This is a genomic window from Chitinophaga rhizophila, from assembly GCF_019492185.1.
GTDB classification, from domain to species: domain Bacteria; phylum Bacteroidota; class Bacteroidia; order Chitinophagales; family Chitinophagaceae; genus Chitinophaga; species Chitinophaga rhizophila.
In genome coordinates this window covers 1,822,980-1,836,834 of sequence record NZ_JAICCF010000001.1, presented here as the reverse complement: position 1 = coordinate 1,836,834, position 13,855 = coordinate 1,822,980, and the positions used below count along the sequence as shown (strand labels likewise).

The window sequence follows — 13,855 nt, the reverse complement described above, 5'->3', positions numbered from 1 at the left end:
ATAGATTTTGGTTGATAAATGGCTTATTATCAGCGAATAACTCCATTTATGTCGGCATCGTTCGTTATCAGCCGAAAGGAAATTAATACATTTTAGTCAATTACCAAATAATTTACAATAAGCTATCCTGGCCATGGCGCTTACCTGGCTGAAGATCAGTGTATAGCCTTGCTGATTTCAATAGCAAAGCTTTATAAGCGTATATCTCACGCTTCTTTCAGTCTCAATTCGTTTTTATACTCTTTCGGTGTTTTGCCTACAATCTCTTTAAAGAAGCGATTGAAGTTAGACAGGTTTTTGAATCCGCAGGAGTAAGCTATTTCCGCAATGGACCAGTCTTCTTCTGTCAGCCGTTTACATGCATGTCCTATGCGTACTTCATTCAGGAACTGTACAAAGGATTTCTTGGTACGGTTCTTAAAGAAGCGGCAGAAGGATTGCGGAGAAAGGTTGGTAATACTGGCCACGTCCTGGAGCGAGATTTCTTTGGAGAAATTACCCATCACATACTTGAATACTTCGTCAATCTTATGATTGTCTTTGGCGTTAAAGGCATGTGAATAACCAGTGCTTGCGAGATACTGTACATCTTTGGTTTCGGCCAGTATTTTAAGGATACTGAGCAGGGATATAATACGTTCCAGTCCTTCTTTCTTAGGCAGGGAAAGTATCTGTTCCTTCAGTATATCATAGGTTGGGCCTAGTATTTTCATACCTCGCTGTGCCCTGTGGAAAAGGTCTGTCAGTGACTTTGTCTCTGGCAGGCCGTAAAATTTCTCCCCGAAGATGTCTTTCGGGAAATAGATCACCACCGAGCGGGCTTTCAGCTGCTCATTGTTCTTGTGGTAGCTTTCATCATTGTACCATACGTGTGGAATGTGTGGTCCCAGAAACACCATGTCGCCTACATCAAAGCTTTCGATGCTGTCTCCAACGATTCTCTTACCATTGCTTTCCATGACGAATACCAGTTCACATTCAGGATGGAAGTGAAATGGTGTATTAAAATATGGATCACATCTTTCTATGATGGTGATCTGATTGTCGGCAAATGCCCCCACTTTTATCAGAATGGGTTTCATGTAGTTATAATTTAATCTTCCCTTTAACCCTGTGATGACTCTCGAAACAGTAATAAATAAACAATCGTTCGGTATATGACCCCCCTACTGTAAGTTATACAGACAGTAATTGCAAATCTCCCTGACAAAACTTTTTCTCAGAAAGTGCCAAATTATCAAATTTTGGTTAAAAAAGCATCAATTGTCCGCAATATTCATGATTTAAAAAATCCGCCTGTTATTTTTATTTTATTTGGCAATCTGCACTTAAGAGTCTAATTTTCTAACGAATATCAAACCAAATCTGAATTTCGTGAAAGGAATATCCATTAAAGATATTGCCCAAGAGGCAGGTGTTTCTCCTACAACAGTTTCTTTTGTATTGAATGGTAAAGGAAAAGAAAAAAGAATCAGTGAACAGGTCAGCAAAAGGATCCTGAAGATAGCTGGAAAACTTAAGTATAAGCCCAACCAGCTTGCCAGGGGGTTACGCACCGGCAAAACGAAAACAATCGGATTGATAGTGGAAGATATTGCCAATAGTTTTTTTGCTAATGTGGCAAAGGTCGTTGAAGACGAGGCGGATAAGTTTGGCTATAAGGTGTTGTTTGGTAGTACCGAAGACAATGAAGAAAAGGCCAAAGGTCTGCTTGAAGTACTCAGATATCGTCAGGTGGATGGTTATATTATTACTCCTACGCTCAATCTTGATAAAGAAATAGCCTCATTACAGAAGCCGGTTGTGCTGATGGACCGGTACTTCCCTAACATCGCAGACTCCAATTATGTGGTGGTAGACAATTTTCAGGGGGCTTATACAGCAGTTACTCACCTGGTAGAGCAGGGATATAAGAGAATCGGGATTATTACTACCACTTCATCCCAAATTCAGATGCAGCAGCGTCTCGAAGGGTTTGTGGATGCCTTGAAGAAACATGGACTGCCGGCAGGCAAGAATGTTATTAAGCGCCTTCCATTTGATCTGGACAGAGCTGGATTTATTCAGGAAATTACCCAGTATCTGCAAACGAATAAGGATCTTGATGCCTTGTTCTTCGCAACTAATTACCTCGGAATCTGTGGTATAGAGAGTATCCGTGCTATTGGTTTGCATATAGGTACAGACCTGGGTATGGTAAGCTTTGACGATCATGACATCTTCAGATTGCATAGCCCATCCATTACCTGCGTAGCTCAGCCGGTAGAGGAAATAGGCCGGCGACTGATACATATGCTGATTGATGAACTGGAGCAAACCACTGAAATACATGTAGCACAACACGTTGTACTTTCACTTGAGCTCAGGAAAAGAGAATCTTCTGTACCGGCTGTTCATGCTAACGTCTGACAGGCATTCACCGAGAAGCAATTATAGTCCAACCTGATACTATGCTGTCATTTACTTGATCAATTTTCAATAAACAAGGAATTTTGAATTGACATGTTTATGGCTGCTGGTATTTATGGACATTTCATGTGATGATTTGTGATGAACTGTGTGTTACTACTCATGAATATAACATCATTGTGTCATTTCATTGGTGTCGAACTACTGTAATTTTACCGAACTGTCAGCATAGTACTAAAACGTTTTACAGACTTGCCACGCAAGAAAAATTTTTATCAACTGGAACTAAATCATTCCACAATTATTAGTTACTCTGGAGGAGGGAAATTTTCAGAATAATTTAAAAAAAACTCAGGGACAAAAAGGGGAATAAACACGGAAAAACAAACGGGAGCTGCTTAACAGTACGATCTCAGGCGTATTGATTAACCGGTTTGCATGTCATATATTTTCTAAATCCACATTCATCATCAAAATCGAACTATGAAAAGATTGCTCATCTTTTTATCGCTATTCCTATGCGTGTGCATCAATGTGTCCGCACAGGATAAGCAGGCGGTATCAGGTACTATCAGAGATGCAGACGGTAGTCCGCTACCAGGCATAACAATTCTTGAAAAAGGCACTAAAAATGGCGCGCTTACAGACGCGGCCGGATCATTCAGACTACAGGTTGACCCCAAAGCTGTGCTGGTAGTTTCCGGTATAGGGTTTATCTCACAGGAAGTAGCTGTAAACGGCGTGAGCACACTTAATGTGAGTCTGGTCGTTGATAACAAAAATCTTGGCGAAGTGGTTGTAACTGCGCTGGGTATAAAACGTGAAAAGAAATCACTGGGTTATGCATTGCAGGAAGTTAGTGGTGAGAAGCTGGTTGCTGCAAGGGAAAGTAACCTGGCTAACGCATTGACCGGTAAAGTAGCCGGCCTACAGGTACTCCGTTCTAGCAATGGTCCTGCTGGTTCTACTAAAATTACCCTGCGTGGTAATAACTCTTTTAGAGAAGGTGGTAACCAGCCACTGATCGTTGTTGACGGTATTCCTCTGGATAACTTCACCGGCGCTTCTAATAATGACTATTGGAATCCTTCCAAAGATATGGGTAATGGTCTTGCTGACGTTAACCCGGACGACATTGAGTCTATGTCGGTATTGAAAGGTCCTGCAGCATCTGCATTATATGGTTCCCGCGCTGGTAACGGTGTGATCCTTATCACCACCAAGACTGGTAGAAAACAGAAAGGTCTAGGTATTACTTATACCTCTCAGGTAGGCTTCTCTGATATCTTCGCGCAACCTAACAGACAGAACACTTTTGCTCAAGGTAAAGAAAACATCTTTAATCCGGAGGAAACAGTAAACTGGGGTCCCGCTATTGAAGGCCAGACAGTAACAGACTGGCAGGGTAAAGAAACCCAATTAAGGACATATGACAATGTAAACAACTATTTTAACAGAGGATTTAATTTTAAGAATACTATCTCTTTCCAGCAGCAAGTGAGTGAGGGTACCTCTATCTACACTTCCATTACTCACCTTACTGATAAAGGTATTATTCCAGGCGCTAACCTGAATCGTACTAATCTGACCGCCCGTGCTGTATCGCGCTTTGGTGCATCCAAACGCTGGACAACCGATACCAAAATACAATACATCAATTCCAGAGCTAATAACCGTCCACAAAATGGTGATAACTCAGGTAACGTATTCCGTACCATTTACATGTTGCCTGTAAACATGGACATCAGAGATTTCAGCGTAGCAAGAAGGGACAACGGCAAAATGTTATGGTATGGTAACGGTAATGCTATTAATCCGTACTGGGCAAGACAATACGATCTGAACGAAGACGTAAGAGACCGTTTCCTGATGACAGGGGCATTGAAATATGATTTCACATCCTGGCTGAATGCTGAATTAAAAGCAGGCGCTGATATGTACGGTACTAACATAGAAGCTAAGCGTTATGCAGGTAGTCCTTCTCCGGTGAATGGCAGCTACAGCCATGGTAAAGAAACCTTCTCAGAATTAAACTACAGTGCATTGGTGACTGCAAGAAAAGACAATGTCATTGGTAAACTGGGAGGTGCGCTGACTGTAGGTGGAAACCTGATGAGACAGAAGCGTGATAAGCTGGATGCCTCTGTAGGTGAATTGCAGATACCTGATTTCTTCTTCCTTAACAACGGAAGATCTGCGCCATCAATCACTCCGTTCCTGAGCGAAAAAAGGATCAACTCCGTATATGGAAGCATTGGTCTGAATTGGGATGCATACTGGTTTGTGGATGTAACAATGCGTAATGACTGGTCTTCAGCGTTAAGCAAAGCCAATCAGTCGTATTTCTATCCGTCTGTGAGTTCATCACTTGTAGTTACCGAGATGATTTCACACCTGGGAGGCAGCCTCCCTTCATGGCTTTCCTATGGTAAATTACGTGCGTCTTATGCGATGGCTGGTAATGACCTGGATCCATATAGCCTGTACAACACGTATGAAGTGACTAAAGATCCTAACGGTAATACAGTAGTAAAAAGAAAACCAGTACTATATGATCCGAACGTTCGCAGTGAACTGATCAAATCAACAGAAATGGGTGCTGAAGCACGCTTTTTCAACAATCGCCTGAGTGTGGATTTCGCATGGTATAAGTCTAATGCAACCCGTCAGCTGATAGATCTGCCGATGGACCCATTGAGTGGTTATACAAAAAGAAAGATTAACGCAGGTAATATCCAGAATACTGGTATCGAGCTGATGCTGAATGCACGTGCATTGGATAATCCAAAAGGGTTGTCATGGGATGTAACAGTTAACTATTCCAATAACAAAAATACAATTGAAGAGCTGACACCGGGTATTAGTACTTATCCATTGGGTGGCTTTGATGATGTACAAGTACTGGCAAAAACCCATCAGAAGTATGGTGATATATGGGGTACTGCGTTCCAGCGTGTAGAAGATCCAAATAGCCCTGCATTTGGTAAGATGATAGTAAGCGCAAGTGGATTTCCGTTGGCTACACCCGATAAGAGATATTTGGGTAATCAACAGCCGGTTGGTATGCTGGGTGTGACAAACACGTTCTATTACAAAGCATTCTCTCTAGGTTTCCAGGTAGATGCACGTATCGGAGGAAAGATGTTCTCAGGTACACACTCTGCCCTGCAGAGAAATGGTATGGCGGCAGAAACTGTTGTGAACGGCAAACGTGATGAATTTGTAGTGGATGGTGTAGTGTATAATGAGCAAACAAAAACCTATGATCAGAACACCGTAGCGGTTAGACCTGAGCAATACTGGTCTTTAGCTATCAATGGTACCAACGTTGGTATTGTTGAAGCAAACCTGTATGATGCAACAAATGTTCGTCTGAGGAACCTGAATCTGAATTATAACCTGCCAGGTAAATTGCTGTCAAGAACACCAGTACAGAGAGCAAGCATTGGTTTCACCTGCACCAACGTGTGGATGATCTCCAGCCATATGAAAGGGCTTGATCCAGAGGCGGTGTATGCAACTTACACGAATGCTACAGGTTTTGAAGCAGGTAGTGCTCCGACATCACGTTCTTTCCTGTTTAACTTAACTGTTGGTTTCTAATTGTTGAAAAAAGAATTTATGAAAGCTATAATAAAGAGTGCTTGTTTAGTATTGACTGGTAGCTTATTGTTACAGTCGTGCTCTAAGTTTGAAGAGATTAACAACGATCCTAATAGTGCAAGTGAAGGCCAGGTAGAAGTAGAATACGCAATTAACGGTTCCATCACAGGTGCGCAGATGAATCCTGATGTAGCAGAACGTTCTTTCGTGCTTTACTGGAAAACCGCCGGTCGCCAGCACAGACAAGGTGGTCTCTCTAGCGGCGGTTATGATGATGGATGGACATCCGCCTACTATAATCAGGTGTCTGGTTGGCTGAATGGTATCAACTTGGCAATAGAGTTGGCCGAGAAAAGAATGGCTGACAATTCGGCTAAACCGCATACAAAAAACCTGTTGCAGGTAGCGCGTATATGGAGAGCTTACCTATTAAGTGAAGCGTCAGATAACTTTGGTCCGCTGCCAATTGAAGCTTTCCAGTCAAAGAACCCTGAGTTCAATAGTGTAAAAGAAGTATACTATTATATCCTGAAAGAGCTTACAGAAGCGGTAGCCGCTATAGACGAATCAGTAGCCAATCCTGATGGTCTGAGCAATTTCGATCCTGCGTATGGATATAATTATGCTAAATGGGTCCGCTACGCTAACTCCCTGCGTATGCGCCTGGCTATGCGTTTGTCAGAGGTAGATACAGAGAAGGCAAAGACAGAATTTGAAGCGGCAGTAGCTACCGGGAAACTGATTACCGAAGCAGATCATATTTTCAAAGTACAAGAAAAACCAGGATGGGATGACTTAACAGGTGTGATGAGCCGTGAGTGGAACGCACAATTGCTGTCGGCAACACTTAATAATCTGTATGTTGGTCTGGGTGGTATACCTTCTCAGCAGCAATTGCCGGATTCACTGCATAAGTATATCAAACCTGCTGATTATGTGGGGCTGAAGTTTGCCAATCACATGGCGTCTATGACGAATGATCCTGTTGCTGGTTATTGGTTTGATGGTTTGCAACAGACTATTGACCCTCGTGCTTATAAGACATTTATTGTTCCAGGGCAGTTCAATAACCCTGATTTCTCTCCTTATCCAACTTACACCAATGACGCGAAAACTGTAAAGCGTAATATGGACGGTTTTGGAGAAGTAAATGCGTCTTTCACCTGGAATGCAGCGACAACAGGAGACTGGGGTGAAAAGGGAGCGAAAAACTTCCTTTATACATATCCGGGTACTAATCCTCGCTTGGCACAACGTTTCAGAAACAGCACTAGTCAGCGTATATTCTTTGCACCATGGGAGACTTATTTTCTGATGGCTGAAGCCGCGGTTAGAGGTTGGGCTACTCCGGTATCTGCACAGAATGCATATGAGACAGGTGTTTCAAAAAGTTTTGAGTATTGGGGAGTAACTCAGTTCCTCAGCACTTACCTGGCATCTCAGGACTACAACAGAGCAGGCACTTCTGTACGATGGACGCATACAACAGAGCCTGGAGCAACGCATGCTATGAATTATATTGACGCATACACCAAAGCTCCTGGTACAGCCAATATCCTGTATCCGTCAAATACGCTGTATAAAAATGGTACGGTGAAAAATGATGCTTTGACCAAGATTATAACACAGAAGTTTATTGCTCAGGTGCCATGGTTACCGCTGGAAGCATGGAGCGATCAGCGCCGTCTGGGATTACCATTCTATGAGAATCCAGCTATTGAACGTCCTTTGCCAAATTTACCGGCACTTAATGCTGGTAATTACATGACAAGTGATATTCGGTTCTTCCCGCAGCGTCTAAGATACCCGAGCGGGCTCCCCAATAGTAATGCTGAGGGATACCAACAGGCAGTATCATTGCTTGAAGGTGCAGATGCAGTACTTACTCCATTATGGTGGGCTAAACACTAGAAAAGAATATAGGATAATATAAAAAAAATCCATGCTTATGCATGGATTTTTTTTATTACTTGTTTTAATTGTATATTGCTGCATATGAGAAACTAGGATGTATATCAACCACAACATCTATAAGAATCTATGAGAGCCTGAGTAGCAATTACCTAACTACTCTGCATCACGAACGATCGGATATACTGTTATGAGAAAACAATTGTCACTATGCCTAAATTATTTTTTTGGGTCCTGTTGTCAGGGCTGCTATCCTTTCAAACCATTACGACACATCTGATAGCCAGTACTGGAAAAATAACGGGAGAGAAATTAAAAGATTACAAAGGAAAGACCCATACCATCAGGCCTAAGGGGAAAGCGGTTGTATACCTTTTTCTTTCTCCGGAATGCCCGTTGTGTAAGAATTATGCGCCGGTTGTACAGGCAATACAAAGTAAATATCCAGAGATACAGTTCTATGGCATTGTGAGTGGAAAGACGTTTACAAGAGAGATGGTTGGAGAATATGCCAAAGATTATAAAATATCGTTTCCAATACTGATGGATCCGGATAAGCAGGTAGCGGACTACTTGCGGGCTACAGTGACTCCGGAAGCCTTGCTGATAGGTGAAAATGGAAGGGAATACTACCGTGGCCTGATCGATGACTGGGTAACCGGATTAGGTACCAAGCGCGCTAAAGCGAGTAAGCGTTACCTGGAACTGGCTATAGAGAACCTGCTATCAGGCAGCGACTTGACATATTCCACACGACCAATTGGTTGTCTTATCAGCAATTATTAATCTAATATACCAATCTGGTGAGCATGCACTGTAGGGTTGTGATAATATTATTGGCAATCTTTTTAAGAACTATGCAAGGCGCATCTGCGCAGAAAATTACGTGGAATCAGCATATAGCGCCGATCATTCACACTAATTGTACACCTTGCCATAAGAAGGCAGATGCGGCACCGTTTGAGCTGGTTACTTATGAAGACGTGGCGAAAAGAGCGGCGTTTATCAAGCAGGTGACTCAAAGCCGATATATGCCCCCATGGAAAGCGGATACGCACTATGCCAGCTTTGCCAATGAAAGACGTCTGACAGACGAGGAGATCAGGATGATTGCGGAATGGGCGGACACTAAAATGCCGAAAGGCAAAGATGTAGCGAAACAGGAGCCAGTCAGATACCAGGAAGGGACGCATTATAGCCGTCAGCCGGACACTATATTACAAATGTCTCGCCCCTTTCACTTGAAAGCAGACAACAAGGAGCGATTCATTGTATATAAAATACCGTTTGAGTTACCGGCAGATATGAATGTAGAGGCAATTGAGTTCGTGTCCAGCAACAGAAAGGTTATCCATCACGCCAATTATGAAATTGATGCTGTACCTGACCTTGATATTTATGCCGGACAGGAGTATATTAACCTAACAGAGGAAGACAGGGGAAAGTACCTTCAGTATGTACCTTTCCGGCAGCGAATGATATATTATGGAGGCTGGATTCCCGGAGCGACGTGCGAGTCTTACCCTAAAAACATTGGCTGGGTAATGCCTAAACGCGGTGTAATCCTGCTGACGTTGCATTACGCGCCGGTCGGAAAAGAGGAGGACAATATCAGTGGCATACAGTTGTTCTTTACTAAAACGCCGGTAAAAAGGGAGATACGCGCAGTGAGTTTTGGTTCAGGAGGAGTAGGTGAGAAGGACATTGATCCATTTTTCTATATACCGGCGGATGCAGTTAAAACGTTCCGTCTTAAAGTTACAGTGCCTGAAGACCAGTCTATAATGTATGTGTGGCCACACATGCATTACATTGGGAAGAAGTTCAAGGCATTTGGCGTTACTCCTGTCGGAGATACTGTTAAGATGGTATCAGTCACCGACTGGGATTTTAAATGGCAGGAAGTTTACTGGTACCCTAAATTATTGAAGTTACCCAAGGGTACGGTCATCCATATTGAGGCGATCTACGACAACACCGCTGCTAACCCGGCTAACCCATCATCGCCCCCACGGCTGATCTACTCTAGTGGAGACATGAAATCGACAGATGAAATGTTAACATTAGTGATGCTTTATCTGAATTATGAGAAAGGAGACGAAACAATTCCGCTGAAAAATGAAAACATATTGAAATAGGATATAATACTATTTTATTATTTCATTGTGCAAATTTCTCGTTTTAACCTGATTGTTAACAATAGCACAAAAATCTGTTAAATGTTTCTTGTTCATTCTGTTTTTATTTTTTAGCTTGGCGTTCGAAAGAGAAATAATAATATTATTTAATGTGTGAATTGAGGAAAGCGAATAAATAAGGGACATATAGAACAGTGGAGAACCAACAATAGAAGTATCGGAATAAAGTATCACCTATGCCGAATGATTTACGCTGATACTGTTCATAAAATAAGGTGCTATTGTAAAGAAGGAAACTGTGCAAGAAGGTAAACGAATCTGCTTTTTAATCTCAGCATTGTAGTAAAGATTTTTTATGAAGGAACATGAAGTGTTACCTCTTAATGGGAGAGGTGCAACTATACCTGTGTGTTTCATAAGACTAAACAAACATAATAAACTAAAATCCAAAAGAAAGCTATGCGAAGATCTCTCTTAGTGTGCACATTGCTTTTCTTATGCTGCTGCTTTACTGCGTTAGCACAGACTAAGATAGCGGTGACGGGAACTATCAAAGATGCCAAAGGGACCCCTCTCCCTGGCGTGACCGTTAAAGAAAAGGGTGTCTCTAATGGCGCCATGTCGAATCCAGACGGTACTTTCAGGCTGTCTGTACCAGCAGAAGGAACACTGGTAATTTCGTATGTAGGATTTGTTTCCCAGGAAATTCCTGTTGCTGGAAAAACTACAATCAACATCACATTGCAGGAAGATAACAAGAACCTGAACGAGGTTGTTGTAACTGCAATGGGTATTAAAAGAGAATCACGTGCACTCGGTTATGCTGTAAGCACTGTGAGCTCTAAAGATTTGACTCAGACTGCCAGCCCTACCATCGGTTCTGCCCTGTATGGTAAAGCTGCGGGTGTAAAAATCTCGACTGCTCCAGGTGGTGCTGGTGGCGCTGTTAACGTACAGGTGAGAGGTGTGTCTTCAGTAGGTCTGAACACACAGCCATTGTATGTAATTGATGGTGTGCCAATGAGAAACTTCTCTAACCCTGCAAGCAACAACTTCGGTACCAGCAATGGAAGGATCGATGGTAACGGTGCGAATGACATCAACCCGGAAGATATCGAAAGCCTGACAATCCTGAAAGGTGCGAGTGCAACTGCGCTGTACGGTTCTGAAGCGACCAATGGTGTGGTAGTAATCACAACTAAAAAAGGTACAAAAGGTAAAGGTCTCGGTGTAGAAGCTAACTATTCCTTCAACCAGGAAAGACTGGCAATGTCACCTGATTATCAGAATGAGTTTGGACCTGGTTATACTCCTGGTATTAACCTGGGTGCTTCTCCTAACAACCCTAACGCTGAAGGTTGGATCACTGAAAATGATGGTGATGTACACCCTTACTACAGAGCGTATGCTTCATTTGGTCCTAGATTTGATGGCCGTGAAGTTACCTACTGGGATGGCTCTAAAAGAAAATATGAGGCTCAGCCAAATAACTATAAAGATTTCTACCAGTCCGGTTACAACTCACAGGCAAACGTAGCTATCTCTAACGCAAATGATAAAGGTAGTTTCCGTTTCTCTTATACTCGTCTTGATTATAAGAGCATTATGCCAGGAAGTAACCTGTACAAGAACAACTTTAACTTCAATGGTACTCTGAAACTTCATGAAAGAGTAACATTGGATGTAATTTCTAGCTACAACAACTTCTTCAACCACAACCGTCCTAACGTACTGAACAGTGTTACCAACGCTTATGAAGGTATGTTCGGCCGTATGGATGATATGAGTGTTTTCAAAACCAGATATCAGACAAGAGATGGTTACAAATATGTAAGATTTAATAACTTGGCATATGGTGCGGAAGACAGATTCCCACTTAACCTGAGAGCATATCAGTTGCTGGATTATTTCTGGGATAACCTGCGTAACAGCTTCGATGAGACTCAGAACCGTTTCATCAACACTGCTACCCTGAGCATCAGATTACTGGATAACCTGACTATCAGAGGTAGAGCGGGTGGAGACTTCACTAACATGTCCTCTTCAGACATGCGTCATAACGACAGACCAGCAAGACTTGGTTACTCTGGTATGTACGCTACTGATTCAAGAAATAACAACGTATTCTACGGCGATGCGATGGTGGTGTACAACCCTAAGCTGACAAAAGACCTGGATATGACTGTTACCGGTGGTTATACTGCTCGTAAGACTACCTATAAATATAATAGAGTAAGCACACAGAACGGTCTGGTTACTGAAAACTGGTTCAGTATGCAGAACTCTGCACAGCAGGTACAGGCAGTTTCTGAACGTGCAACTCAGTATGATGTTGCTGGTTTCGGTGTCCTGAACTTCGCTTATAAAGGCTTCCTGTATGTAGAAGGTACTGCTCGTTACGAAGCAAGCAATACACTGCCTGTAGCTGTAAATTCTTATTTCTACCCATCTTTCAACGCAGGTTTCATCCTTTCTGATGTAGTTAAAATGCCAAAAGCAGTTAGCTATGCTAAGTTGAGAGGTTCTTACGGTTTCGTAGGTAACCACCCTAACCTGTATCAGGCGAACGTACTGTACACACAGTATGGTGTGCTGTACAACAACAACAATGTACTGTATCAGCAGCCTAACCACAAAGATTTCGGTAACGGTGGTCTGAAATCTGAAAGGAAAAGAGAATCAGAATTTGGTCTGGAAACGAGATTACTGGATAACAGAATCAGTGTTGACCTGAGTTATTATAACAATAAGGTTAAAGATCAGATCCTGTTCAGAAGCACTAAACCTTCTGATGGTGCAATCTCTCAGCTGGTAAATGCCGGTGACATTGCTAACTATGGTTTTGAAGCTGCAATCAGCGCTACTCCGATTGAAAGAAAAGATTTCCGTTGGAGCACCCGTTTCAACTTTGCAGTAAACAGAAACAAACTGGCTGCATTACCTGACGGACAGACCTTCCTGGAAGCAACCAACCTGGATAACAGATATGTTGTAATTCGTTCTCAGGTAGGTGATGCATTAGGTAACATCTATGTTCACCCTAACGTAACTGATGGTAAGGGTAACAAAGTTGTTGACGAAAACGGTCTTTATACTATCAACACTGTTGATTACGTAAAAGTTGGTAACATCATGCCTAAACTGGTAGGTGGTTTCTCTAACACAGTTAGCTATAAAAACTTCGCACTGGATTTCACACTTGACTATCGTTTCGGTGGTCACCTGGTTTCTACTCCTCAGTATTACATGATGGGTACAGGTATGCTGAAAAGCTCCCTGCAGTACAGAGACTTAGCTCGTGGCGGTATCTCTTACCGTGTTGAAGGTAATGAAGCAACCCAGGATCCAAGCCAGTTCTCTTTCGTAGCTGATCCAAACGGTCCTCGTAAAGATGGTCTGATCCTGCCAGGTGTGAAAGCTGATGGTACTCCTAACGACAGAATGATTTCTGCTGCTGATTACTATTTCAATAACTTCACATGGGGTAACACCGGTGACTATAGCGCAGCTGTTTTCAAAAACAACTATATCAAACTGCGTGAAGTTGCCCTGACTTACAATGTACCACAGAGCATCGCAAACAAAGCTCGTTTCCAGGGTGTTCAACTGTCTCTGATCGGACGTAACCTGCTGTATGTTTACAAATCACTGCCTAAAGGTCTTGATCCAGAGGTTGGTGTAGGTTCTCAGTGGTTTGCTCAAGGTATCGATCAAGGTACTGCTGGTCCAACAAGAAGCTACGGCGCTAGCATTCGTGCTCGTTTCTAATGTGTAATTGCAAATTGGATAAATAG

7 protein-coding genes are annotated in these 13,855 nt (G+C 42.5%); 6 read left to right on the top strand and 1 reads right to left on the bottom strand.

Annotated features, from left to right (window positions below; translation table 11 throughout):
* Window positions 1-206: 206 nt before the first annotated feature.
* Entirely contained in the window at window positions 207-1,082 is an 876-nt protein-coding gene (locus K1Y79_RS06855; protein WP_220249251.1) for an AraC family transcriptional regulator, read from the bottom strand.
* Between the two features lie 292 nt (window positions 1,083-1,374).
* Between K1Y79_RS06855 and K1Y79_RS06850 the strand changes: the two genes are divergently transcribed.
* The 6 genes from K1Y79_RS06850 (at window position 1,375) to K1Y79_RS06825 (ending at window position 13,829) form a co-directional block, all read left to right on the top strand.
* On the top strand, window positions 1,375-2,409 hold the full coding sequence (locus K1Y79_RS06850) for a LacI family DNA-binding transcriptional regulator (protein WP_220249250.1): 1,035 nt from the start codon (window positions 1,375-1,377) through the stop codon (window positions 2,407-2,409).
* 483 nt (window positions 2,410-2,892) lie between these two features.
* Window positions 2,893-6,012: a SusC/RagA family TonB-linked outer membrane protein gene (locus K1Y79_RS06845; protein ID WP_220249249.1), complete on the top strand. Its 3,120-nt coding sequence runs from the start codon at window positions 2,893-2,895 to the stop codon at window positions 6,010-6,012.
* Between the two features lie 18 nt (window positions 6,013-6,030).
* Window positions 6,031-7,923 (top strand): SusD/RagB family nutrient-binding outer membrane lipoprotein, encoded by a 1,893-nt coding sequence (locus K1Y79_RS06840; protein WP_220249248.1) that lies wholly within the window; start codon window positions 6,031-6,033, stop codon window positions 7,921-7,923.
* 210 nt (window positions 7,924-8,133) lie between these two features.
* Window positions 8,134-8,709, top strand: coding sequence for a redoxin domain-containing protein (locus tag K1Y79_RS06835; RefSeq protein WP_220249247.1), 576 nt, complete (start codon window positions 8,134-8,136; stop codon window positions 8,707-8,709).
* Window positions 8,710-8,780: 71 nt separating this feature from the next.
* Window positions 8,781-10,061 carry a cytochrome c gene (locus K1Y79_RS06830; protein ID WP_236059510.1) on the top strand — a complete coding sequence of 427 codons (1,281 nt, stop codon included), beginning with the start codon at window positions 8,781-8,783 and terminating at the stop codon, window positions 10,059-10,061.
* A 459-nt stretch (window positions 10,062-10,520) separates the two neighbouring features.
* Window positions 10,521-13,829, top strand: a complete 3,309-nt coding sequence (locus K1Y79_RS06825) for a SusC/RagA family TonB-linked outer membrane protein (RefSeq protein WP_220249246.1) — start codon at window positions 10,521-10,523, stop codon at window positions 13,827-13,829.
* Window positions 13,830-13,855: the final 26 nt, after the last annotated feature.

Excerpts from the sequence above, each read along its gene's own strand:
- K1Y79_RS06855 (WP_220249251.1), bottom strand. The coding sequence starts at position 1,082 with ATGAAACCCATTCTGATAAAAGTGGGGGCATTTGCCGACAATCAGATC.
- K1Y79_RS06845 (WP_220249249.1), top strand. The coding sequence starts at position 2,893 with ATGAAAAGATTGCTCATCTTTTTATCGCTATTCCTATGCGTGTGCATC.
- K1Y79_RS06840 (WP_220249248.1), top strand. The coding sequence starts at position 6,031 with ATGAAAGCTATAATAAAGAGTGCTTGTTTAGTATTGACTGGTAGCTTA.
- K1Y79_RS06835 (WP_220249247.1), top strand. The coding sequence starts at position 8,134 with ATGCCTAAATTATTTTTTTGGGTCCTGTTGTCAGGGCTGCTATCCTTT.
- K1Y79_RS06830 (WP_236059510.1), top strand. The coding sequence starts at position 8,781 with ATGCAAGGCGCATCTGCGCAGAAAATTACGTGGAATCAGCATATAGCG.
- K1Y79_RS06825 (WP_220249246.1), top strand. The coding sequence starts at position 10,521 with ATGCGAAGATCTCTCTTAGTGTGCACATTGCTTTTCTTATGCTGCTGC.